Below are 23297 nucleotides of genomic sequence, written 5' to 3' on the forward strand. Positions count from 1 at the left end.
GGAGGACCCCGTGGGGCAGACGATCAGAGTGGTGCTCGCCGACGACCAGGAGATGGTGCGCGACGGCCTCGGGGCACTCCTCTCCTCCGCCCCCGACATCGAGCTCGTCGGCGAGGCCGGCGACGGCCTCCAGGCCGTCGAGGCCGCCGCCCGGCTGCGGCCGGACGTCGTCGTGATGGACATCCGCATGCCCGGCATGGACGGCCTCACCGCCACCGGCCGCATCATCGGCGACCAGACCGACCCCGGCGCCCCGCGCATCCTCATCCTCACCACCTTCGACCTCGACGAGTACGTCTACGAGGCGCTCGCCCTCGGCGCCAGCGGGTTCCTCCTCAAGGACGCCCCCGCCCGCGACCTCATCGACGCGGTGCGGGTGGTCGCCCGCGGCGAGGCCCTGCTCGCCCCCTCCGTCACCCGCCGCCTGATCGCCGACTTCGCCCGCCGCCGCCGGTACGGGGCGCTGCGCCCCGAGGCCGCCGCCGCGCTCACCCAGCGCGAGCTGGACGTGCTCCGCGAGGTCTCCCGCGGCCTGTCCAACGCCGAGATAGCCGAACGGCTGGTGCTCTCCGAGCAGACCGTGAAGACCCACGTGGGCCGCATCCTCGCCAAGCTCGGCCTGCGCGACCGCACCCAGGCGGTGGTCTTCGCGTACGAGAACGGCCTCACCCCGCCCCCGGGCGGCGAGTGCTGAGCCGACCGCCGCGGCCGGGCGGGGCGCGCCGGGACCCGCCGAGGTCCGCCGGGCCGGGACGCGCCGTGGCGCGCCGGGACGCGGACCGGGCGCGGGCCGGCCGCAGGCCGCCGGGAGGGGCGCCGCCGTCACGCGGCGCGACGGCGGGCGGACGCACAGGCACGGAACCGGACGCACCGGGTCCGGTGGGACGCCCCGGGTCAACCCGTAGGGGTACAGCCGATACCCCCTCCAGCGGGACGACGCCGCGGCCGCCCCCTGCATAGCGTGACCGGCTATGGTGACCACCCGACTGCCAGGCCGCCTGCACGCCGCCGCCCTCCGCAGGCCCGGGACCGGCCGCACCCCGCACCCCGCGGCCCTCGAATCCCTCGAATCCCTCGCGGCCCTCACGGCCGCCCGCACCGCACCGCCGCGCCGGATGCCCGGCCCCTGGCTCCCGGGGCCCGCACCGGTGGTCCCCTCCCCCCGCGCCGCCGGCGGCGCCCGGCCCGGCCCGGCCCGCCCCGCCCCGCGGACCGTGCCCGCCCCGGCCGCCGCGCGGGCGCTGCCCGCCGTCCTGCGGGCCGTGGCCGCCGTGCGGGCCCTGCCCCTCCCGCGGACCCCGGCCGTGCGGGCCGCGTCCCCCGCGGTCCGCTCCGCGCTCGCCGCCTGCACCCGGGCGGCCGGCGGCCGCCGCGCCCGTGTCCTCGCCTGTCTGGCCGCCGCGGCCTGGGCCGCCGCCTTCCCCCTGACCTCCCGCCTGGCCAACCAGCGCACCTGGGGCCTGCTCGCGGCGGCCGCCTACCTGGCCGCCGCGCTCGCCGTCGGCCTGCTGCCCCGCGCCCGCGGGGCCCGCACTGCCGCCCTGACCGCGTTCGCCGGGGCCGTCGTCCTGCCCCTCGCCGTGCTGGCGCTCCAGGGGCACCGGCAGTCCGAGGTCGGGGTCGTCGAGCGGTCGGCCCAGCTGCTCCTCCACACCGGCAGCCCCTATCTGGCGGACCCCGCCGTGGTCACCGACTACAACCCCTACCTGCCCGCGATGGCCCTCTTCGGCCTGCCCCGGGCCCTGCTCGGCGGAGGGGACGCCACCACCGACGTCACCGCGGGCGACGGCGGCCTGACCGGCCTGCTCGGCGACGCCCGGCTCTGGTTCGCCGCCGCCTTCCTCCTCTGCGCCGTCGCCGCCTGGCGGCTGCTGCGGCCGCACGGCACCCCGGCCGCCGCGGCCGGCGCGGCCGGCGCCCCGCGCCCCGCCTCGCCCCTGCTCGTCCTCACCGCCTCCCCGCTGGTCGCCCTCCCGCTCGCGGTCGGCGGCGTCGACCTGCCCCTGACCGGCTTCTGCGTCCTCGCCCTCGCCCTGGCGGCCCGCGGCCGCGCCGCCGCCGCAGGCCTGGCCCTCGCCCTGGCCTGCGCCCTGAAGTGGACCGCGTGGCCGGCCCTGCCGGTCGCGGCCGTCCTGCTGCTGGCCGCCCACGGCCGCCGGGCCGCGCTGCGCTGCGCCGCGATCGCGGTGGCGGGGGCGGCGGCGACCGTGCTGCCGACGGCGCTGACCCACCCCGGCGCGATACTGGAGCAGGTGGTCCGCTTCCCGCTGGGACTCACCGCCGTCCACACCCCTGCCGCCAGCCCGCTGCCGGGCCGGCTGATCGCCGCGTACGCCCCCGGCGGCAGCGCGACCTGCCTGGTGCTGCTCTGCCTGGGCGGCGGCGCGGTCGCGGCCCGGCTGCTGCTGCGGCCCCCGCTCACCGCCGTGCAGGCGGCCGACCAGCTCGCCGTCGGCCTGGCCACCGCCTTCCTGCTGGCCCCCGCCGGCCGCTTCGGCTACCTGGCGCTGCCCGCGCTCATCGCCCTGTGGCCGCGCCTGGCGGCCCGCGCCGGACGGCGGGCCGCCGTGGACCGGGCCGTCCCCGAGCGGCCCGTCCCCGGGCGGCCCGTCCCCGGGCGGCCCGTCCCCGGGCGGCCCGTCCCCGGGCGGGCCGCCGCGGAGGACGCGGCGGCGGTGGTCCCGGTGCCGCGCCCGCCGCTGGACCTGCGCGCCCCCGCCGCCCCGTAGCCCCGCAGCCCCGACCGGTCCGCCCGGCGCGCGGCTCCCGCCGTCGCGCCCGGCATCCGGCGCAACCGCGACCCGCAGGGGTGACGTCGCGGGGCCCGCGGGACACGTCCTGTCCGACCCGGTGCGACGGTGTCCCGGGAGGCCCCCGCGGGCGGACACGGAAGGCGGCAGCGGCGGTGGACGGGCGGGCCGAGAACGGACGGGCGCCGGACGGACCCGCGGGGAACGGGCGGCACGACGACGGCGGCGACGCCTCCCGCGCGGCGGACCGCCGCCGCTTCCTCGGTCCGGCGGCCGGAGCGGGCCCGCACCGCCCGCGCGCGCGACGCCGGGGCGAACCTCGCGGTGCTGGGCGCCAACTCCTGCTTCCGCCGCATCCGCCTGGAGCCCACCGCCGCGGGCCCGCACCGCCTGGCCGTCTGCTGCAAGGCCGACTACCGGCAGGACCCGGCCTACGCCTGCGGCGACCACGCCCTGGTCACCAACGACTTCCGCCGCGACCCGGCGCCCGACCCGGAGAGCTCGCTCACCGGCGTCCTCTACGAGGGCTACCCGGTGGAGGCCCCGTACGTGGTCTCCCGCCCGGACCACTGGGTGCTCGAGGGCACCGGCGTGCGCGCCGGGGACTCCTTCCGGGCGCTGGTCGGCGTCGAGTACGACCGGGTGACGCCGCAGGCGCCGACGCCGCGCCCGCTGGAGGTGCTCGCGCACTCCCCGCTGGTCTGCAACGGCACCCGCAGCCACAGCGACTCCGCGTACGGCGCCCGGCCGGGCGGCTCCGGCCTCTCCGCGACCGGCACCATGCGGTGGGTGGAGTCGCTGGACGCCTCCGGGCCGGGCGTGCCCGGGGTGCGGCACGGCCTGGACGGGCGCACCGGCGCCTTCACCACCCGGGTCACCGCCAACGTGCTGCGGGCCTTCGCCGCCGGACCGGCCGGCCGCACCCACCCGGCCGCCGACAACCTGCACGAGGTTTACGGCGCCTGACCGCGGCGGCCGCCGGCCCCTCGGGCCGGCCTCCCGGCCGGTTCAGCGGGACGCCGCCAGGACGGCGCGCACCGCCGGGCCCGCCGCGGCCGAGCCGTGGCCGCCGCCCTGCACCATGGCCGCCGCGGCCACGCCGTCCCGGTAGGCCGTGAACCAGCTGTCGGTCGCCCGGCCCACCTCGGCGGTTCCGGTCTTGGCGCCGACGGTCCCGCCGAGGCCGGCCATCACCCCGGCGGCGGTGCCGCGCACGGCGGTGGCCCGCATCATGCCGCGCAGCTGCGCGGCCACGCGGGCGGGCAGCGGCCGGGCGGCCGGCTGCTGGGGGAGGTCCGGCAGCAGGACCGGCTCGTGGAAGACGCCGGAGCGGACGGTGGCCGCGACCGACGCCATGGCCAGCGGGTTCATCTGGACCCGGCCCTGGCCGATCATGTCGGCGGCCTTCTCCACCTCGTCGCCGCCGGTGGGGGGGACCTGCCCGTCCCGGTTGGGCACGCCGGTGTGCCAGGTCATGCCGAGGCCGAAGACGTCGCGGGCCTCGGCGGCGAGGTCGCCGTCGCCGAGCCGGTCGCGCAGGGCGATGAAGCCGGTGTTGCAGGAGGCGGCGAAGTCGTCCCGCAGGGTGGCCCCGGGGATGGCGCTGCCCTCGACGTTGTGGAACTCCTTGCCGTCCACGTACAGGTGCGCCCTGCAGGGGGCGGCGGCGCCGGGGGAGACGCCGTGCTCCAGCAGCGCGGCCGCGGTGACGATCTTCATCGTGGAGCCGGGGGCGGTGGCGCCCTGGAAGGCGGCGTTGAAGGGCTGGGAGTTGGCCACCGCGAGGATGCGCCCGGTGGAGGCCTCGACGGCCACGAGGGAGGCGAGCCGGCTGCCGCCGCGGCCCTGCTCGGCGACCGCGCGCTCGGCCGCGGCCTGCAGGCGGCCGTCGACGGTGAGCCGCAGCCCCCGGCCGGGCCTCGACTTCCGGAAGGTGTGCAGGACCGCCAGGGTGTCGCCGCTCTCGGCGCCCGCGATCACCACACCCTTGCCGGGGGTGCCGTCGTCGGGCCGCGCACGGAGCGCCTCCTGCAGGTCGCCCGCGAGGGCCATCAGGGAGGGGTAGGCGTCGACCGGCCTCCCGTCGCGGTCGGTGATCCGCGGCGGGGCGGGCGGCAGGTCCCGGGCCCGCAGGGCGGTCTGGCCGGTCAGGCGGGGGTGGAGCACCGAGGGCGACCAGTGCACCTTCGCCCCGCCGTCGGTGGTCCGCACCACCCGCACCGTCCCGTCGTACGCCCAGGTGCCGAGGCCGGACAGCCGGGCCCCGGCGTGGAAGCCGACCGCGACCGAGCCCGGCAGCGGGGTGGCGGCGGGGGTTCCGGCCGTGAGGGCGAGGGTGAGGGAGTCCAGGTGCAGGTCGTCGTGGTAGCCGGCCAGGCCGTCCGCGGCGGCGGCGGGGTCGTCGGTCAGTCCGGCGGCGTCCGCGGTGTCGCCCTTCGCCCAGGCGGCGAGGAAGGACTGCGCGGCCTGCCGGGCCTGGCCGGCCGAGGGCGCCTCGCCGGACGCGGTCTGCCGGCCGTCGCCCGTGGCCGTCGCCCGGGCGGCGGGAGCGCTCCCGCGGTGGCCTCCGGTCAGCGCCCCCGCGATGTTCGCGACCCCGTACCCGGCGACCGAGAGCATCCCGGCGCAGACCGCCCCGACCGTGACCTTCGCCGCTCTGCCCACGGCTGCTCCCCCTGCGAACCAACGGTGACCCGGCGATCGTAGGCGTGTTCGTCCGTGGGCGCAGCAGTTCCCTTGAACGCGTTCAACAGGCCCGCCTGCGAAACCGCGCGAACCCCGGCGGACCCGTACGGACCCGGCCGCCGGGTCCGCAGGGCTCAGATCCAGGCGTTGAACCACATCCGGTCGCGCCAGTCGTCCATGGGGAGGGTCTGCCCGGTGAAGATCGGATAGAAGTACAGGAAGTTCCACGCGATCGCCAGGACCAGCAGCCCGGCCACCACCCCGCCGGCCATCCGCCGCTCCCGGCTCGCCCGCGGGGGCCCGACCATCGCGCCGATCATCATGGTGAGCGCCAGCACCAGGAACGGCACGAAGATCACCGCGTAGAAGAGGAAGATCGTGCGGTCCTGGTACAGGAACCACGGCAGGTAGCCCGCGGCCAGCCCGCACAGCACCGCCCCCGCCCGCCAGTCGCGCCGCAGCGCCCACCGGTAGAGGCAGTACACCAGCGCGACCAGCCCCGCCCACCACAGCAGCGGCGTGCCGATCCCCAGCACCTCGCGCGCGCACTCCTGGACGCGGCAGCCCGCCTCGCCGCGCTTCGGCGACTCGTAGAAGAACGAGACCGGCCGCCCCAGCACCAGCCAGCTCCACGGGTTGGACTGGTAGGTGTGCGGCGAGTGCAGGTTGACGTGGAAGCCGTACACCTCGGAGTGGTAGTGCCACAGGCTCCGCAGCGGGCCCGGCACCCAGGTCGCGCCGCCCGGGTGCTGCGACGCCCAGTCCCGGTAGTAGCCGCCCTTCCCCGGCGCCGCGCTGCTCGCGAACCAGCCCGCCCACGAGGCGAGGTACACCCCCACCGTCACCACGACCAGCGAGGCGAACGCCGGCAGCGCGTCCCGGCGCAGCACGGACAGCAGCGGGCGGCGGGCGCCGGCCGTGCGGCGCGCGCCCAGGTCCCAGAGCACCGCCATGACGCCGAACGCCGCCACCACGTACAGGCCGCTCCACTTGGTGGCGCAGGCCAGGCCCAGGCTCACCCCGGCCAGCAGCCGGTACGGGCGCCACCCCAGGTTCAGCCGGGCGGCGACCGCCGCGTCGGGGTCGGCGTCCGGGTGGTCCGCCGTGGCGCCCAGTGCGTCGGCGATCCGCGCCCGCGTCCGGTCGCGGTCCACCAGCAGCAGGCCGAACGCCGCCAGCACCCAGAACATCGCCACCAGGTCCAGCAGCGCGGTGCGGCTCATCACGAAGTGGAGGCCGTCCACCGCCAGCAGCAGCCCCGCCGTGCAGCCCAGCAGCGTGGACCGCAGCAGCCGCCGGGCGATGCGGGCGACCATCAGCACCGACAGGGTGCCCAGCACCGCCGTCGCGAACCGCCAGCCGAAGGGGTGCAGGCCGAAGGCCCACTCGCCCAGCGCGATCACCCACTTGCCGACCGGCGGGTGCACCACGTATGCGGCCTGCGAGGAGAGCGGGACGGTCTGCGGCGAGGCGATGATGTCCTTGTTGGCGTCCTCCGGCCAGTTCGCCTCGTAGCCCAGGTGCAGCAGCGACCAGGCGTCCTTGGCGTAGTACGTCTCGTCGAAGATCACCGCGTTGGGGCTGCCCAGGTCCGCGAAGCGCAGGACCCCCGCGAACAGCGCCACCGCCAGCGGCCCCAGCCAGCCCGACCAGCGGCACAGCCACAGCCACAGCCCCGGCGGGATCCGGGCCGCGAGCAGCGCCGCGCCGGAGGAGGGGAGCGCGGCCGCGTCCCCGGCGGGCGCGCCGCCGGGCATGGGCGGCACCAGCCGGTGCCGCAGCGGGACGCGGTCCGGCCCGGAGTACCCGTGCCGGGCCAGGGCCCGCCGCCAGGCCGGGCCCGGCCCCCCGCCGTCCTCGGCCCCGGGCCCGCCGTCCTCGGCCCCGGGCCCGCCGTCCGTACCGGGCCCGCCGTCCGCGCCGGGCGCGCCGGCCCCGCCGGACCGCTCGCCGGTGAGCAGCGCGCCGCCGGGCGCGCCGCCGCCGGACGCGGCCCGGCCGTCCGCCGGGAGTGCGCCCGGCGTGCCCGCGCCGCCGCCGGTGGGGTCACCGCCCGCTGGGGCTCCTGTCGCCTTGTCACCGCTCACCCGCACATCGTAGGGGTGGGCCGCCGCGGGCGGGCCGGTCCGGTGCGCACGGAGTCCCGGCCCGGCCCGGGGTGCCGCGCCGCCCCGGGCCCGCCGCCGGGCTGCGAGGATGGGGCGGTGACAGGTCTACTCGTACTGGCAGGAACCCCCATCGGCGACGTGGACGACGCGCCGCCCCGCCTCGCCCGGGAGCTCGCCGCCGCCGACGTCGTCGCCGCGGAGGACACCCGGCGGCTGCGCCGCCTCACCCAGGCCCTCGGGGTGGCCCCGGCCGGCCGGGTGGTCTCCTACTTCGAGGGCAACGAGGCGGCCCGCACCGGCGAGCTCGTGGAGGCCCTGACCGGCGGCTCCCGGGTGCTGCTGGTCACCGACGCCGGCATGCCGTCCGTCTCCGACCCCGGCTACCGGCTCGTCGCGGCGGCCGTCGAGGCCGGGGTGCCGGTCACGGCCGTGCCCGGCCCGTCGGCGGTCCTCACCGCGCTGGCCGTCTCGGGGCTGCCGGTGGACCGGTTCTGCTTCGAGGGCTTCCTGCCGCGCAAGGCGGGGGAGCGGGCCGGACGGCTGCGCGAGGTGGCGGCCGAGCCCCGCACCCTGGTCTTCTTCGAGGCCCCGCACCGCCTCGCCGAGGCGCTGGCCGCGATGGCGGAGGCGTTCGGCGCGGACCGGCCCGCCGCGGTCTGCCGGGAGCTGACCAAGACCTACGAGGAGGTCCGCCGCGGACCCCTGGCCGACCTCGCCGCCTGGGCGGCGGACGGCGTGCGCGGCGAGATCACCGTGGTCGTGGCCGGCGCGCCCCCCGCCGCGCCCGAGCAGCTCGACCCGGCGGAGCTGGCCCGCCGGGTGGCGGTCCGGGAGGAGGCGGGGGAGCGGCGCAAGGAGGCCATCGCGGCGGTGGCGGCCCAGGCCGGGCTCCCCAAGCGGGAGGTGTTCGACGCGGTCGTGGCGGCCAAGCACGCGCCGTCCGCGGAGCCGGGCCGGGGCTGAACCGGGCGGGGCCCGACCGTGGCCGGGCCGGGGCCGGGAGCGGCCCGGCGCGGGACCGGCCCGGCGCAGGTCCGGGCCGGTGCGGGCGCCTGCCGGGCGTCTCCCGTCCGCCCTGCCGCCCCGCCCCGGGGCGGCGTACGGTGGACGGACAGGGCGTCCCGCGCGGGCGCCACCGGCGCGCCGCGCCGGCGCACCGCCGCCGGTCCGCGCGCGGGCGGTGGCGACCGGGCGCGCGCAAGGTAAAGCGGAGGCCTGGAAGGCCAAGGAGCGACGGGGACCGCGCCGCGGTCCGTACAGGAATCCCCAACAGCGGGCCAAGACTCGGCAACCCGGGAGTCCGCAGGCCCGCCCCGGGAATTCCCTGGAGAGGAAAGACCCGTACCGGACGGACGTCCGGAGGGCACCGGGAGACCGTCATGAGCGAGACCATCGGTAACCCTGTGAGCAGGCCGGGCACGGACCCGTCGTCGGCGACCGCCACCGCCGGGAACCCGGCCCCGGCCGTCCACGAGGCCTACTCCTTCGCCTGCCTCAGCTGCGGGTACGGCTGGGAGCAGGACTACGCCATCGAGCACCACACCGACCGCGACGGCCGCACCGTCTGCCAGTACCGGGCGAACGGCGTGCGCGTCCCCTCGCCGCTGCTCAAGCCCACCTGCCCCGGCTGCGGCGGCCACACCGTCCGCATCATGCGCGCCGGGCGCGTCGCCGCCGTCGGCCGCTCCTGGACCCGCAACCCCGGCGCGCCGGGCCCCCACCCGGCCGGGACGGAGCCGGAGCGCCACGAGCCCGGCCACCACGACCCCGGCCACCACGACCCCGGCCACCACGAGCCGGGACACCACGAGGCCGGGCACCACGAGCCCGAACCCCGCGCCGCCGCCCCCCGCCGCGACGAGTACGCCGGACGGAAGCGCCCCCGCCGCCGCCTCCACCTCCCCTTCCACCTCCACCTGCGCCGCCGGCACGGCGGCCCGCAGGACTGACACCGCCCGCTCCCGGGCGGCCGCCCCTCCCGTGCGGCGGTGAGGGGCGGCCGCGCAGGCGGCCCGGGCGCGCCGGGGCAGCCCCGCCCGGCGGATAGGATTCCTGCATGGCGGCCACTGGAACCAACAGCAACGGGGCGTCGGCGTACTACGTCACCACGCCGATCTACTACGTCAACGATCGCCCCCACCTGGGCCACGCCTACACGACCGTCGCAGGCGACGTGCTCACCCGCTGGCACCGCCAGCGCGGCGAGAAGGTGTGGTACCTCACCGGCACGGACGAGCACGGCCAGAAGATCATGCGCACCGCCGACGCCAACGGCGTCACCCCCCAGCAGTGGTGCGACAAGCTCGTCGAGGAGGCGTGGAAGCCCCTCTGGGAGCACCTGGAGATCGCCAACGACGACTTCATCCGCACCACGCAGGAGCGGCACACCCACCGGGTGCAGGAGTTCGTCCAGGACCTGTACGACAAGGGCGAGGTCTACCAGGGCGGCTACGAGGGCCCGTACTGCGTCGGCTGCGAGGAGTACAAGAGCCCCGGCGACCTGCTGGACGGCGAGGACGGCGCCAAGCTGTGCCCGATCCACAAGCGGCCCGTGGAGATGCTGAAGGAGGAGAACTACTTCTTCAAGCTCTCCGCCTACGGCCCGAGGCTGCTGGAGTTCTACGAGGCCAACCCCGGCTTCATCCAGCCCGAGTCGGCCCGCAACGAGGTGCTGCAGTTCGTCCGCCAGGGCCTGCAGGACCTCTCCATCTCCCGCTCCACCTTCGACTGGGGCATCCCGATCCCCTGGGACCCCAAGCACGTCATCTACGTCTGGGTCGACGCGCTCCTCAACTACGCCACCGCCGTCGGCTACGGCGCGGACCCGGCGAAGTTCGACGCGACCTTCCCCGCCGACGTGCACCTCGTCGGCAAGGACATCCTCCGCTTCCACGCGGTCATCTGGCCCGCCATGCTCATGGCCCAGGGCCTGCCGCTGCCGAGGAAGGTCGTCGCCAACGGCTGGCTGATGGTCGGCGGCGAGAAGATGAGCAAGTCCAACCTCACCGGCATCGCCCCGCAGGACCTCACCTCGCACTTCGGCGTCGACGCCTACCGCTGGTACTTCCTGCGCGCCATCCAGTTCGGCCAGGACGGCTCCTTCTCCTGGGAGGACTTCACCGCCCGCTACACCTCCGAGCTGGCCAACGACTTCGGCAACCTCGCCTCCCGCGTCGCCGCCATGGTCGGCAGGTACTTCGACGGCAAGCTGCCCGCCGCCGAGGCCCCCGGGGACGCCGAGCAGGCGGTCGCCGACGGCCTCGCCCGGGCCGTCGCCGAGGCCGACCGCAGGATCGGCGACGAGGTCGACTTCTCCGGCGGCATCGCCGCGGTCTTCGACTTCATCAAGCAGGTCAACGGCTACCTCACGGAGCAGGAGCCGTGGAAGGTCGCCAAGGACGGCTCCGCGGAGAGCCGGGCCCGGCTCGCCACGATCCTGTACACCGCCGCCGAGTCGCTGCGGGCCGTCGCCGTCCTGCTCAACCCGGTGATGCCGGCCGCCGCCGCCAAGCTGTGGGACTCCCTCGGCGCCGAGGCGTCCCTCGGCGCCCTCGCCGACCAGCGCGTCGGCGAGGCCGCCGACTGGGGGCGCCTGCCGGCCGGCTCCACCGTCACCAAGGGCGACATCCTCTTCCCCCGCCTGGAAGAGAAGAAGGACGCCTGACCTCCATGAGCAGCGGAAAGTCCGGACCGCCGCCACTGCCGGAGCCCCTGGCGGTGGCGGTGGCCGACTCCCACACCCACCTGGACATGCAGGAGGGCACCCCGGAGGAGGGCCTCGCCAGGGCCGCCGCCGTCGGGGTCGCCACCGTCGTCCAGGTCGGCTGCGACCTGCCCGGCTCCCGCTGGGCCGCCGACCTCGCCGCCGCCCACGAGCAGGTGTGGGCCGCCGTCGCCCTCCACCCCAACGAGGCGCCCCGCATCGTCCTCGGCGACCCCGACGGCTGGAGCGGGCAGCGCCGCGCCCCCGGCGGCCTGCCCGCCCTGGAGGACGCCCTCGCGGAGATCGACGCGCTCGCCGCCCGGCCCGAGGTCCGCGCCGTCGGCGAGACCGGCCTGGACCACTTCCGGACCGGCCCCGAGGGCGCCGAGATCCAGGAGGAGTCCTTCCGCCGCCACATCGCCATCGCCAAGCGGCACGGCAAGGCCCTGGTCATCCACGACCGCGAGGCCCACGACGACGTCCTGCGCGTGCTGGAGGAGGAGGGCGCGCCCGAGCGCACCGTCTTCCACTGCTACTCCGGCGACGCCGCCATGGCGAAGGTGTGCGCCGAGCGCGGCTACTACATGTCCTTCGCCGGCAACGTCACCTTCAAGTCCGCCCAGCCGCTGCGCGACGCCCTCGCCGTCGCCCCCCTGGACCTGGTGCTGGTCGAGACCGACGCGCCGTTCCTCACCCCCGCCCCCTACCGGGGACGCCCCAACGCCCCCTACCTGATCCCGGTCACCCTCCGGGCCATGGCGCAGGCCAAGGGCGTCACCGAGGACGAGCTCGCCGCCGCCGTCGCCGCCAACACCGCCCGCGCCTTCGACTACTGAGCCCCGCCCGCTGCCGGGCCCCGCCCCGCGGCGAGGTGTGCGTCACACGCGCGGGGCCGGTGCGGCCGGGCCCCCCGCGGGCCCCTAGGATCGGCGGTGCTCGACGGCTGATCACCACGGGGGAGTCCAGGACCGGCATGAGCAGTGACTTCGCACGCCTGATGGCGCAGGACTTCGGCGACCTGGAGGCCGCGGCCGAGGCGTGGACTCGGGTCTCCGGGGAGATGGACGAGGCCGCCGGGCGCCACCGCGGCCGCGTGACCGGACCGCTCCGGCACGGCTGGAAGGGGGAGGACGCCGACGCCGCCTTCTTCTACCTGGGGGACGTCGAGGCCAGGATGGACGTCGTCCGGACCGAGGCCATGACCATCGGCAGCGTCCTGGAGACCACCCGGTTCTGGATGGAGCAGGCCCGCACCGACCTGCGCAACGCGGTCCGCCGCGCCGAGGACGACGGCTACGCCGTCGGCCACGACGGCACCGTCACCGACCCGCAGAGCGCGTCGCTGCCGCACAACGACCCCGACGCCCAGCAGATCGCACGCGAACGCGGCGGGCGGCGCCACGAGTTCCAGGAGCGGATCGACGCCGCCCTGCGCGACGCCCGCAAGGCCGACGCCGACGGGGTGCGGGCCCTGTCCTCGCTGGACGGCATGATCATGGACCGTTTCAACGACGCCGCGTCCGCCGAGTCGGCCCACGACGTGCGGGACGCCATGAAGGCGATCGGGCAGCAGGGCCCGCAGATCCCCGACGACCCCCGGGACGCCGCCGCGTGGTGGAAGGCCCTCGGCCCCGAGGACCGCGCCGAGTACGCGGCCCTCTACCCCGCCCGGATCGGCGGCACCGACGGCCTGCCCAGCGACGTCCGCGACCACGCCAACCGGCTCGCCATGGAGCAGGAGCTCAACGACCTGGAGTTCGGCGGGCCCGAGGACTTCACGGACATCTCCCAGGACGAGCGGAACAAGCGGCTGCAGAACCTCCACGTCCTCCAGGACCGCCTCGACCAGGGGGCCGGGGCCCCGCGCGGCAAGGAGCTCTACCTCCTGGACTACGACCCCGCGGGCGACGGCCAGGCCGTCATCGCCATGGGCAACCCCGACACCGCCGCCCACACCGGCGTCCTCGTCCCGGGCACCAACACCACCATGGACTCGGTCGACGGCCAGCTCGACCGGATCGGCAGGCTCCAGAACGCCGCGACGAAGCAGAGCCGAGGAGAGGACGTCGCGATGGTGATGTGGCTGGGCTACGACGCGCCCGAGGCGTCCGGCGGCGACCTCGACGCGGGCGTGGCCGGCCAGGGCCGGGCCCAGGACGCCGCCCCCGACCTGCGGCACTTCATCGCCGGGACCCGCGCGGCCCAGGGCGACCGCCACGGGCACATCACCGTGATCGGGCACAGCTACGGCTCCACCGCCGTCGGTGCGGCCGCAGCGGGCGGCCACGGCCTCGGCGCCGACGACATCGCGGTCGTCGGCAGCCCGGGCATGACGGTCGACCACGCCCGCGACCTCCACATGGACCCCTCGCACGTCTGGGTGGGGGCGGCCTCCGACGACGCCATCATCGACGACTTCTCCGACCTCAGCCTCGGGGACAACCCCGCCGAGGAGCCCTTCGGCGGGCGGAACTTCGAGGTCGACACCCACGGCCACAGCGGCTACTGGGACCAGGGGAGTCAGAGTCTCGCCAACCAGGGGCGGATCATCGCGGGGAGGCCCCCCACGGAAGTCCCCAAGCAGGACAACGACGTTCCCCTGTTCCCCGGGTGACCCCCCTCGCCCTGACCACCGGGAGTCCCCATGGCCGACGCCAGGTCCGCCTGGTGCGCGCTCGGCGTCACCCTTCTCCTCCTCACGACGGGAGCCTGCATGTCCGACGACGGGAAGAACGACCCGCTGCCGCGCCTGAGCCGGGAGCGTGCGACGCGGTGGGCCGAGGAGCACACCGCGCGCATGGCCGAGGCTGCCGGGGTCGAACTCGACCGGAAGAGCGCGGAGTCGATCTTCGAGGAGTGCGTCGGCAGGAACGACGAGGTGGTGCGCGACGGGCGCTACTCGCTGTACTACACCGTCTACGCCCCCGCCCCCAAGGAGCGCCACACGGAGGTGGTCCGCAAGGTGCGTGCCGATTTCGAGAAGGAGGGGTACCGGATCACCGGCTACCGGGAGTACCAGGACGACTACTACACCGCCGTGGTCGACGCGGTGGACGACGACACCCGCTTCTCCCTCAGCGCCGAGTCCGCGGGGCCGGCCAGGAAGCCCAGCAGGACCATCCTGTTCTCCGTGCGCAGCCCCTGCATGATCCCCCCGGGCGCCACCCGGCAGCCGCAGTAGCGAGAGGAGCCCCCGCCATGACCCGGGACATCGAGGTCACCCCCGCCGAGCTGCGGGCGTCCGCGCACGCCGCCGACGGGATCGCGCAGGACATGAAGGAGCCGACCGGCAGAGCCGTCAGGGAGACCACCGCCGCGGCGGAGTCCCTGACCGGCTGGAACCTCGCCGCCGCCCTGCGGACCGTCGCCGAGACCTGGGGGCCCGCCCTCCAGGGGCTGCACGACCGGACCGCGGCGGGCGCCGCCAACCTCCGCAGCTCCGCCGACGGCCACGAGTGGAACGACGACCTCGTCGGCCGGAACTTCGAGCACGTCCAGGACGTGCCCCAGTGAGGCGGCCGCGCGGCACCGGGCCCGGCCGGGCCCGCCGCCGCGCGGCCGGTACCCGGTGCGCGCCGGGCGCACGCCGGAGGTCCGTACCCTAGGGGGGTGAGCACCCCTTCCGGTACCGAACGGACCCCCCACGACCAGCAGCCCGGCGAGGGCCGGCCGGCCGGCGACAGCCACCTCCTCGGCCCCGCCGACGTCCGCGAGCTGGCCCGGGTCCTCGGCGTCCGCCCCACCAAGCAGCGCGGCCAGAACTTCGTCATCGACGCCAACACCGTGCGCCGCATCGTCCGCGCCGCCGAGGTGCGGCCCGACGACACCGTGGTGGAGGTCGGCCCCGGCCTCGGATCGCTCACCCTCGCCCTGCTGGAGGTCGCCGACCGCGTCACCGCCGTCGAGATCGACCCGCTGCTGGCGCAGCACCTCCCCGCCACCGTCGCCGCCCGCATGCCCGACCGCGCCGACCGGTTCGCGCTCGTCCACGCCGACGCCATGGACGTCACCGAGCTGCCCGGCCCGGCCCCCACCGCGCTGGTCGCCAACCTCCCGTACAACGTGGCCGTCCCCGTGCTGCTGCACATGCTGGAGGCCTTCCCCAGCATCGAGCGCACCCTGGTCATGGTGCAGTCCGAGGTCGCCGACCGGCTCGCCGCCGGCCCCGGCTCCAAGGTCTACGGCGTGCCGTCGGTCAAGGCCAACTGGTACGCCGACGTCAAGCGGGCCGGCGCCATCGGCCGCAACGTCTTCTGGCCCGCCCCCAACGTCGACTCCGGCCTGGTCTCGCTGGTCCGCCGCGACCCGCCGTCCACCACCGCCACCCGCAAGGACGTCTTCGCCGCCGTCGACGCCGCCTTCGCCCAGCGCCGCAAGACCCTGCGCGCCGCCCTCGCCGGCTGGGCCGGCTCGCCCGCCGCCGCCGAGCAGGCCCTCGCCGCCGCCGGCGTCGACCACCGGCTGCGCGGCGAGGCCCTCACCGTCGAGCAGTTCGCCGCCATCGCCGAGCACCGCCCCGGCCGGGCCTGACCCGCGCCGGGACCCCTCGCACCGCCTCCGCAACACCCCCACCGCCCGACCGCCCGTACCGCCCACCGCACCGCAGCAGACCCCGCAGGAGCCATGACCGTGACCCCCGCCGCCCCGCCGCAGTCCGTCACCGTGCGCGTGCCCGCCAAGGTCAACGTCCAGCTCGCGGTCGGCGGCCGCCGGCCCGACGGCTTCCACGACCTGGCCAACGTTTTTTTCGCCGTCGCCCTCGGCGACGAGGTCACCGCCACCCCGGCCGACACCCTGCGGATCACCGTCTCCGGCCCCGACGCCGACCAGGTCCCCCTCGACGGCTCCAACCTCGCCGCCCGCGCCGCCCGCCTCCTGGCCCACCGCCACGGCCGCACCCCCGACGTCCACCTGCACATCGCCAAGGACATCCCCGTCGCCGGGGGCATGGCCGGCGGCAGCGCCGACGCCGCCGCCGCCCTCGTCGCCTGCGACGCCCTGTGGGGCACCGCCACCCCCCTCGACGTCCTCCTCGACCTCGCCGCCGAACTCGGCTCCGACGTCCCCTTCGCCCTCCTCGGCGGCGCCGCCCTCGGCCGCGGCCGCGGCGAGATCCTGGAGCCGCTGCCCGTCGGCGCCGACGTCCACTGGGTCTTCGCCGTCGCCGACGGCGGCCTGTCCACCCCCGCCGTCTTCCGCGAGTGCGACCGCCTCCGCGACGAGGCCGGCACCGGCTCCGACACCGACGCCGTCCCCGACCCCCAGCCCGACCCCGCCCTCCTCGACGCCCTCGCCGCCGGCGACACCGCCGCGCTCGCCGCCGCCCTCACCAACGACCTCCAGGCCGCCGCCCTCTCCCTGCGCCCCGCCCTCGCCGACACCCTGCGCGCGGGCGCGGACGGCGGCGCCCTCGGCTCCCTCGTCTCCGGCTCCGGCCCCACCTGCGCCTTCCTGGCCAAGGACGCCGACTCCGCCGCCGCCGTCGCGGACGCCCTCGCCGCCTCCGGCACCTGCCGGGCGGTCCGCGTCACCCACGGCCCGGTCCCCGGCGCCCACATCACCTCCGTCGTCCGGTAACAGGCCCGCCGCCCCCTTCCGCCCGCCCGCCCCCTTCCGGCCGCCCGCCCCCGCCCGCCCCCTTCCGGCCGCCCGCCCCCTCCCGGCGTCCGGCGGGCCCCTCCACGCCCGCCCGCGGCGAAAGCCGGCCGTCCCGGCTGCGGCCGCGCCCCGCCGCGCCCGCCTGCGGCGGAGCGCCTCCATGCCCGCCCGCGGCCGCGGCCCGCCGCGCCGCCGCCGTCCACAGCCTGTGGACGGCGGTCGGGCACATGCGCCCCGGGAACCGCGACTCCCCCGCCCCCGCACCGGGGCCGGACCCACGCGAGGACCGGCGGCCGCACCGGCCCCGGGGACCGCCCGGACCGGAGGACGCCGGACGCCCACTACCCTGGGAGACCGGTACCCCACCACCCCTGGAGAGCAGCGCACGTGGCCGTCAACCTCGCCACCCTCGAATCCGTCGGCAAGGTCTACGGCACCCGTGCCCTCCTCGACGGCGTCACCCTCGGCGTCAGCGAGGGCGACCGGATCGGCGTCGTCGGCCGCAACGGCGACGGCAAGACCACCCTGATCCGCATCCTCGCCAAGCTGGAGGACCCCGACGACGGCCGCGTCACCCACGCCGGCGGCCTGCGCCTGGGCGTCCTCACCCAGCACGACTCCCTCGACCCCGCGGCCACCGTCCGCCACGAGGTCGTCGGCGACCGCGCCGACCACGAGTGGGCCGGCGACGCCCGCATCCGCGACATCCTCACCGGCCTCTTCGGCGGACTCGACCTCCCCGGCTTCCCCCAGGGCCTCGACACCGTCATCGGCCCCCTCTCCGGCGGCGAGCGCCGCCGCATCGCCCTCGCCAAGCTCCTCCTCGACGAGCACGACCTGATCGTCCTCGACGAGCCCACCAACCACCTCGACGTCGAGGGCATCGCCTGGCTCGCCGCCCACCTCGGCGCCCGCCGCTCCGCGCTCGTCTGCGTCACCCACGACCGCTGGTTCCTCGACCAGGTCTGCACCCGCATGTGGGACGTCCAGCGCGGCGACGTCCACGAGTACGAGGGCGGCTACTCCGACTACGTCTTCGCCCGCGCCGAGCGCTCCCGCATCGCCGCCACCGAGGAGACCAAGCGGCAGAACCTCGTCCGCAAGGAGCTCGCCTGGCTGCGCCGCGGCGCCCCGGCCCGCACCTCCAAGCCGCGCTTCCGCGTCGAGGCCGCCAACGAGCTCATCGCCGACGTGCCGCCGCCGCGCGACCGCAGCGAGCTGATGAAGTTCGCCAACTCCCGGCTCGGCAAGACCGTCTTCGAGCTGGAGGACGTCACCGTCCAGGCCGGCCCCAAGACCCTGCTGGAGCACCTCACCTGGCAGCTCGGCCCCGGCGACCGCGTCGGCCTGCTCGGCGTCAACGGCTCCGGCAAGACCTCCCTCATGCGCGCCCTCGCCGAGGCCGCCGCCACCCACGGCGAGGCGCAGCCCGCCGCCGGCACCGTCAAGGTCGGGAAGACCGTCAAGCTCGCCTACCTCTCCCAGGAGGTCGCCGAGCTCGACCCCGACTGGCGCGTCCTGGAGGCCGTCGAGCGCGTCCGCCAGCGCGTCGACCTCGGCAAGGGCCGCGAGATGTCCGCCGGCCAGCTCTGCGAGCAGTTCGGCTTCGGCAAGGACAAGCAGTGGACGCCCGTCGGCGACCTCTCCGGCGGCGAGCGCCGCCGCCTCCAGCTGCTGCGGCTCCTCATGGACGAGCCCAACGTCCTCTTCCTCGACGAGCCCACCAACGACCTCGACATCGAGACCCTCACCCAGCTGGAGGACCTCCTCGACGGCTGGCCCGGCTCCATGGTCGTCGTCAGCCACGACCGGTACTTCGTCGAGCGGACCACCGACAACCAGTACGCCCTCCTCGGCGACCGCCGCATGCGGATGCTGCCCGGCGGCGTCGACGAGTACCTCCAGCGCCGCGCCCGCATCGCCGAGACCGCCGCGGCCCCCGCCGCCGCCCCCGCGGCGGCCGCCAGGCCCACCGGCGACACCCGCGCCGCCAAGAAGGAGCTGCAGCGCATCGAGCGGCAGCTCGCCAAGCTGGACGAGCAGGAGGCGAAGCTCCACGCCGAGATGGCCGAGCACGCCACCGACTTCTCCCGCGTCGCCGGGCTCGACACCCGCCTGCGCACGCTCAAGGACGAGCGCGAGGAGCTGGAGATGCGCTGGCTCGAACTGGCCGAGGACGCCTGACCGCAGGCCCTCCGGCGCGTTCGCACCGACGCGCCCGTACCGGCGCTCCTGTATCAACTTCGTACCAGGAGCGCCGGTACGGAACCGGCCCCCTGACCCGATGACACCCGCGCTCGGTAAGCTGGGGCGGCTGCGTGCCCCTGCGTGCGGGCCGCGGCAGGACGAGCGAAACCGACGAGGTGTGACGGCGCGGTCCCGGTGTGCAGGCACCGCGCACGGGGGAGGTGCAGTGCTGTGCTGATTGCTGACGGCGGAGGCGGGATGCCCGGCCTGGCGGCGGCCGTCGGGCGCCAGGCGTTCACGGCGGAGGTCGAGAACCTCAAGACCTTCAAGTCGAAGGTCGACCAGATGCTCCAGGACCTGGAGGGCTCCGCGGCCTCCCAGGAGCAGATCTCCGACCAGCGCCTCGCCAGCGGACACCTGGGCACGGGCTTCGGCGAGGCCGAGGACCTCTTCTCCGCGTACGCCAAGGTCCACGACAACCTGGAGACCCTGTCGAAGACGCTCTCGCAGCAGATCGAGGCGATGAGCATCACGGTCGACGTCTCCACCAAGGGCTACCAGAACGTCGAGGAGTCCCGGCTCGCCGAGCTCTGGAAGATCCGTGACCAGGCCGAGGCCGCGCAGAAGCCCCCGGCGGCCGGGGGAGCGCCCGCGCCCGCCGCGTCCCAGGGCACCAAGCAGGGCGCTTTCTGATGCTGCGTCCACTGCGTCCCGCCGTGACGGCGGACGCGTGCAGCAGTCACAGTCCACGGGGAAGGTGAGGAATGCAGGACGCTGGTGGGGCGAACCCCTACAGCCCCAAGTCGAACTTCGAGGGCTACGACCACGCCGCCCTCAAGGCCATGGTCCACCGCGCCGACGCCGGCTCCGTCATCGACGTCGGCACACGCCTGACCAACGCCCACACGGTCATGGACTCGATCGGCAACGAGCTCATGTCCCACATGTCCAACCTCGACTGGGCCGGTGACGCCGCCGACTCCTTCCGGGAGTGGGGACGGCAGGTCGCCAAGGCCACGCTCGAACTCTCCGAGTACTCGCGGGTCGCGGGCGACTTCATGACCAACGCGGGCTCGACGCTCTGCGATGTCAAGAAGGCCATCCCCGACGTGCCCGCCAAGGACATGGAGACCGTCGCCAGGCACCGGGCGCAGCCCTCCGCCGCCACGGCGATCACCGGCACCGTCGTCGGAGCCGCCCTCGCCGGCCCCCTGGGCGCCGCGGCCGGCCCCAGCGTCGCCGACCGGGCCATGAAGGCCGTCAACCCCGACTGGGTGACCGCCAGTGAGGCCGCCGCCGCCCAGAAGCGGATCGACGTCGCGCACCAGCAGGCCATCGCGCAGATGGAGAAGCTGGGGCAGTCGTACGAGATGTCGACGGACGTCATGAAGAGCGCCAAGACTCCGACGTTCCCGCCGACGCCGGAGACGCTGATGCCTCCGCGCAGGTATGCCGAGGACGGCATCACCGATGTCAATGTCGGCGGCGCCGGATCCACCGGGTCGTCCGGATCGCGCACCGGCGGCGGCGGCACTGTCCGCGGCTCCTCCGGTGTGACGGGCGGCGCTTCGATCACGCATTCCGGTGGAGGGGGCTCCGTCACCGGTGACGTGAGGACCCCTCACACCACTCCGGTCACCGGCGGCACCGGCTCCCACGTCGGCACGGGCATCGACGGCGTGGCCGTCCTCCCGACCTCACCCAGCGGCTCCACGCCCCTTCCGGGCGGTGGCCAAGGCACGGCGCCGGGGGGCACGGCCGTCCCGCCGACCGGAGGCCTGCCCGGCGGCGGGCTGCTGCCCGGCGGGGGACGGCTCGGCGGGTCGCCCGGCTCCGGTGGCGTGCGCGTCCCCGGCGGCCGTCCCGTTGCGGGCGGCGGTCTCCGCCCTGGAGGCAAGGCCGTCGGCGGGGTGTTCGGCGAGGGCGAGCCCGGACTCGGCGCTGGTGCGGGCAGCCGCCGTCCCGGCTACGGCGGCACCACCGTCGGGGCCGAGGAGGGCGCCGGGACGACCGGGTCGGCCCGCACGGGCGCCGGGGCCGGCCGGGGCGGCGCGGTCGCCAGGCGTCCTGCCGGCGGTGCGGCGTTCGACGGACTCGAGGAGGGGCACGGCGCTGCCGGCGGCACCGGCGCGGGCGGCGCCGGCGGCCGCGGCTACCGCGGCGGCCAGGGCTCTGCCGGGCGCCGTCTCGCGACGGAGGAGGGCGGCATGGTCGGCGGCCGCCGTGGTCCGGGCGCGGGCGGGGAGTTCACCCCGGGCGGCTCCGGGCTGCGCAACCGCGGCGCCGCCGGTGCGGACCCCGACGGCCACGGAATGCCCGTCGGCTCCGCCGCAGGCGGCCGCAGCTCCCGCGAGCGGCGGGGCCGTCGACCTGACTACCTGGTGGAGGACGAGGAGACCTGGGGCTCCTCCGCTTCCGAGAGCAATCCGACCGTGATTGAGTAGGAACGAGTTCCGGCTGCCCGGTCCGCACCCGCTGCGGGCCGGGCAGCCCCATGTGCCGTCCGGCCGACGAGGAGACAGACCGATGCACCAGTCGGGCACGAGAACACCGCTCCGGATGGCGGCGGTCCTGATGTCGGCGGGAGCGCTCCTGCTCGGTGGCGCGGTCCAGCCCGCCGCCGCCGTGGACTCCATCCGTGCTGAGCAGTGGTACCTCGATGCGATGAAGGCCCCCGAGATGTGGAAGATCTCGACAGGCCGCGGAATCACGGTCGCCGTCATCGACTCCGGCTTCAAGACGGACCATCCGGATCTGGGCCCGAACATCCTTCCCGGTAAGGATTTCTCCGGGCTGCCTGGCGGTGTCTCCACCGACTCCGAAGGCCACGGCACAGGGATGGCCCAGATCATCGCCGGTAGCGGTAAGGGCCTCGGCGGCAAGGGAGCGTACGGACTGGCCCCGGGCGCCATGATCCTGCCGATCCGCGTGAACCTCGTGGACACCTCTCATAGTGAGAAGAATGCGGAGATCCTCGGACAGCTCAGCCGGGCCATCCGTTACGCCGCCGACAGCGATGCCAAGGTCATCAACATGTCGCTCGGTCTCCGCTCGAAAAGCGCAGCACTGCAAGCGGCAGTGGACTACGCACGCTCCAGGGGCAAACTCCTCGTTGCGTCAGCCGGGAACAGCGGCGACAGCGGCAATGCGGTGGAGTACCCGAGTTCCCTTCCCGGTGTGGTCGCGGTCTCCGCGGTCGGCCGTGACGGCGAGGTGACTGCCGAGTCGGAGCACGGCCCCCAGGTCGCCCTCGCCGCACCGGGCGAGGACATCTACCGGGCCTGCACCCGCCCCTCCGGATACTGCAAGGCCCACGGCACCAGTGACGCCGCCGCCCTCGTCTCCGCCTCGGCCGCGCTCGTGTGGTCCGAGCACCCGGACTGGACGGCGAACCAGGTCCTGCGGGTGCTGATCAACACGGCGGGCAAGGACGGCGAGGGCCGCAGCGACTACCTCGGGTACGGCGTCGTGCGGCCGCGGGTCGCGCTGACCGACCCCGGGGACCCGGGCCCGGCCGACGTGTACCCGCTGGCCGCCGCCGCGCCGTCCGCCGGGGCCTCCGCGCCCGCCGGGTCGCCGTCGGCCGGCGGGGCGTCGCAGCCCCCCGGGGACGCGGCGTCCCCCGCGCCGTCGTCCGCCGCCCCGGCGGCGGAGTCCGGCGGCGGCAGCGGCGCGGGGCTGTGGATCGGCGTGGGCGCGGCCGTCCTGGCGGTCGCGGCCGTGGTCGTGCTCCTGCTCGTCCGGCGCGGCCGGGGCGGCGGCTCCGGCCCGTCGTCCGGCGGGCCGGGAGGGCCCGGCGGCGGGTACGGGCAGCCGTACCCGGGGCCGCAGGCCCCGCCGTACCCCGCGCCGTCGTCACCGACCGCGCCGCCGCACCCGGGCCCGTACCCGAACCGGTACCAGGCGCCGCCCGCGGGCGGCTTCGGGCCGCCGCAGGGCGGCCCGTACGGGGGCGGGACGACGCCCCCGCAGTAGGGACGGCCGGGCGCCGGCCCCGCACGCACCGGCGTGCGGGGCCGCGCCGTCCTCCGCCCGGCCGGGTCCGCGGCGCCGATTTCGTGTTCCCGGCGATGACCATGTAATGTCTTCCTCGCTCGCCCCAATAGCTCAGTCGGCAGAGCGTCTCCATGGTAAGGAGAAGGTCTACGGTTCGATTCCGTATTGGGGCTCCACCAGGTCGAAGGCCCCCGCCACCGCGGCGGGGGCCTTCGGCGTTCCCGGGCGCCCGGCACGGCCGCGCCGGGCGGCGTGCCCCGGACTCCCGGC

The 23297-nt window shown here is 76.3% G+C and carries 18 protein-coding genes and 1 tRNA gene; 17 read left to right on the forward strand and 2 right to left on the reverse strand.

From position 1 onward, the window contains the following. Nucleotides 1-10: 10 nt before the first annotated feature. The 3 genes from ACFY07_RS14760 to ACFY07_RS14770 all read left to right on the forward strand — a co-directional run bounded on the left by ACFY07_RS14760 (nucleotide 11) and on the right by ACFY07_RS14770 (nucleotide 3716). Complete coding sequence (locus ACFY07_RS14760; protein WP_390868998.1) at nucleotides 11-694, forward strand: response regulator; 684 nt, start codon at nucleotides 11-13, stop codon at nucleotides 692-694. A 277-nt stretch (nucleotides 695-971) separates the two neighbouring features. Continuing rightward, on the forward strand, nucleotides 972-2729 hold the full coding sequence (locus ACFY07_RS14765; protein WP_390868999.1) for a hypothetical protein: 1758 nt from the start codon (nucleotides 972-974) through the stop codon (nucleotides 2727-2729). A gap of 129 nt (nucleotides 2730-2858) precedes the next feature. Continuing rightward, complete coding sequence (locus ACFY07_RS14770; protein ID WP_390869000.1) at nucleotides 2859-3716, forward strand: N,N-dimethylformamidase beta subunit family domain-containing protein; 858 nt, start codon at nucleotides 2859-2861, stop codon at nucleotides 3714-3716. Between the two features lie 42 nt (nucleotides 3717-3758). Here the strand turns inward: ACFY07_RS14770 and ACFY07_RS14775 are convergent, their stop codons facing one another. After that, nucleotides 3759-5414 carry a penicillin-binding transpeptidase domain-containing protein gene (locus ACFY07_RS14775; protein WP_390869001.1) on the reverse strand — a complete coding sequence of 552 codons (1656 nt, stop codon included), beginning with the start codon at nucleotides 5412-5414 and terminating at the stop codon, nucleotides 3759-3761. Between the two features lie 155 nt (nucleotides 5415-5569). Next, the gene (locus tag ACFY07_RS14780; RefSeq protein WP_390869002.1) at nucleotides 5570-7522 is read right to left on the reverse strand and encodes a dolichyl-phosphate-mannose--protein mannosyltransferase; all 1953 of its coding nucleotides are present in this window, start codon (nucleotides 7520-7522) and stop codon (nucleotides 5570-5572) included. Between the two features lie 117 nt (nucleotides 7523-7639). On the opposite strand from ACFY07_RS14780, the gene rsmI reads away from it, so the two are divergent. The 14 genes from rsmI to ACFY07_RS14850 all read left to right on the forward strand — a co-directional run bounded on the left by rsmI (nucleotide 7640) and on the right by ACFY07_RS14850 (nucleotide 23203). Then, entirely contained in the window at nucleotides 7640-8506 is an 867-nt protein-coding gene (gene rsmI, locus ACFY07_RS14785) for a 16S rRNA (cytidine(1402)-2'-O)-methyltransferase (RefSeq protein ID WP_390869003.1), read from the forward strand. A gap of 416 nt (nucleotides 8507-8922) precedes the next feature. Then, complete coding sequence (locus tag ACFY07_RS14790) at nucleotides 8923-9492, forward strand: hypothetical protein (RefSeq protein ID WP_390869004.1); 570 nt, start codon at nucleotides 8923-8925, stop codon at nucleotides 9490-9492. Nucleotides 9493-9599: 107 nt separating this feature from the next. After that, nucleotides 9600-11207, forward strand: coding sequence for a methionine--tRNA ligase (metG, locus tag ACFY07_RS14795; RefSeq protein ID WP_230653085.1), 1608 nt, complete (start codon nucleotides 9600-9602; stop codon nucleotides 11205-11207). 5 nt (nucleotides 11208-11212) lie between these two features. After that, nucleotides 11213-12082 carry a TatD family hydrolase gene (locus ACFY07_RS14800; protein WP_390869005.1) on the forward strand — a complete coding sequence of 290 codons (870 nt, stop codon included), beginning with the start codon at nucleotides 11213-11215 and terminating at the stop codon, nucleotides 12080-12082. A 137-nt stretch (nucleotides 12083-12219) separates the two neighbouring features. Beyond that, the gene (locus tag ACFY07_RS14805; RefSeq protein ID WP_390869006.1) at nucleotides 12220-13860 is read left to right on the forward strand and encodes an alpha/beta hydrolase; all 1641 of its coding nucleotides are present in this window, start codon (nucleotides 12220-12222) and stop codon (nucleotides 13858-13860) included. 30 nt (nucleotides 13861-13890) lie between these two features. Beyond that, entirely contained in the window at nucleotides 13891-14427 is a 537-nt protein-coding gene (locus ACFY07_RS14810; protein WP_390869007.1) for a hypothetical protein, read from the forward strand. 17 nt (nucleotides 14428-14444) lie between these two features. Continuing rightward, nucleotides 14445-14759, forward strand: coding sequence for a type VII secretion target (locus tag ACFY07_RS14815; RefSeq protein ID WP_390869008.1), 315 nt, complete (start codon nucleotides 14445-14447; stop codon nucleotides 14757-14759). Nucleotides 14760-14960: 201 nt separating this feature from the next. After that, a complete protein-coding gene (gene rsmA / locus ACFY07_RS14820; protein WP_230653263.1) occupies nucleotides 14961-15776 on the forward strand; it encodes a 16S rRNA (adenine(1518)-N(6)/adenine(1519)-N(6))-dimethyltransferase RsmA in 816 nt (271 codons plus the stop codon). Between the two features lie 93 nt (nucleotides 15777-15869). Continuing rightward, nucleotides 15870-16823, forward strand: a complete 954-nt coding sequence (locus ACFY07_RS14825) for a 4-(cytidine 5'-diphospho)-2-C-methyl-D-erythritol kinase (protein ID WP_390869009.1) — start codon at nucleotides 15870-15872, stop codon at nucleotides 16821-16823. 408 nt (nucleotides 16824-17231) lie between these two features. Further along, the gene (locus ACFY07_RS14830) at nucleotides 17232-19028 is read left to right on the forward strand and encodes an ABC-F family ATP-binding cassette domain-containing protein (RefSeq protein ID WP_230653071.1); all 1797 of its coding nucleotides are present in this window, start codon (nucleotides 17232-17234) and stop codon (nucleotides 19026-19028) included. A gap of 234 nt (nucleotides 19029-19262) precedes the next feature. Further along, nucleotides 19263-19724, forward strand: a complete 462-nt coding sequence (locus ACFY07_RS14835) for a hypothetical protein (protein WP_390869010.1) — start codon at nucleotides 19263-19265, stop codon at nucleotides 19722-19724. 71 nt (nucleotides 19725-19795) lie between these two features. Beyond that, complete coding sequence (locus ACFY07_RS14840; protein ID WP_390869011.1) at nucleotides 19796-21475, forward strand: WXG100 family type VII secretion target; 1680 nt, start codon at nucleotides 19796-19798, stop codon at nucleotides 21473-21475. Nucleotides 21476-21557: 82 nt separating this feature from the next. Further along, nucleotides 21558-23006: a type VII secretion-associated serine protease mycosin gene (gene mycP, locus ACFY07_RS14845; RefSeq protein WP_390869012.1), complete on the forward strand. Its 1449-nt coding sequence runs from the start codon at nucleotides 21558-21560 to the stop codon at nucleotides 23004-23006. Nucleotides 23007-23127: 121 nt separating this feature from the next. Continuing rightward, nucleotides 23128-23203, forward strand: a tRNA-Thr gene (locus ACFY07_RS14850). Nucleotides 23204-23297: the final 94 nt, after the last annotated feature.

This window comes from Streptomyces sp. NPDC001380, assembly GCF_042895785.1.
Classification (GTDB): Bacteria; Actinomycetota; Actinomycetes; order Streptomycetales; family Streptomycetaceae; genus Peterkaempfera.

Coding starts and splice junctions, on each gene's coding strand:
- ACFY07_RS14765 (WP_390868999.1), top strand. CDS start 972: ATGGTGACCACCCGACTGCCAGGCCGCCTGCACGCCGCCGCCCTCCGC.
- ACFY07_RS14790 (WP_390869004.1), top strand. CDS start 8,923: ATGAGCGAGACCATCGGTAACCCTGTGAGCAGGCCGGGCACGGACCCG.
- metG (WP_230653085.1), top strand. CDS start 9,600: ATGGCGGCCACTGGAACCAACAGCAACGGGGCGTCGGCGTACTACGTC.
- ACFY07_RS14800 (WP_390869005.1), top strand. CDS start 11,213: ATGAGCAGCGGAAAGTCCGGACCGCCGCCACTGCCGGAGCCCCTGGCG.
- ACFY07_RS14805 (WP_390869006.1), top strand. CDS start 12,220: ATGAGCAGTGACTTCGCACGCCTGATGGCGCAGGACTTCGGCGACCTG.
- ACFY07_RS14810 (WP_390869007.1), top strand. CDS start 13,891: ATGGCCGACGCCAGGTCCGCCTGGTGCGCGCTCGGCGTCACCCTTCTC.
- ACFY07_RS14815 (WP_390869008.1), top strand. CDS start 14,445: ATGACCCGGGACATCGAGGTCACCCCCGCCGAGCTGCGGGCGTCCGCG.
- ACFY07_RS14825 (WP_390869009.1), top strand. CDS start 15,870: ATGACCGTGACCCCCGCCGCCCCGCCGCAGTCCGTCACCGTGCGCGTG.
- ACFY07_RS14840 (WP_390869011.1), top strand. CDS start 19,796: ATGCAGGACGCTGGTGGGGCGAACCCCTACAGCCCCAAGTCGAACTTC.
- mycP (WP_390869012.1), top strand. CDS start 21,558: ATGCACCAGTCGGGCACGAGAACACCGCTCCGGATGGCGGCGGTCCTG.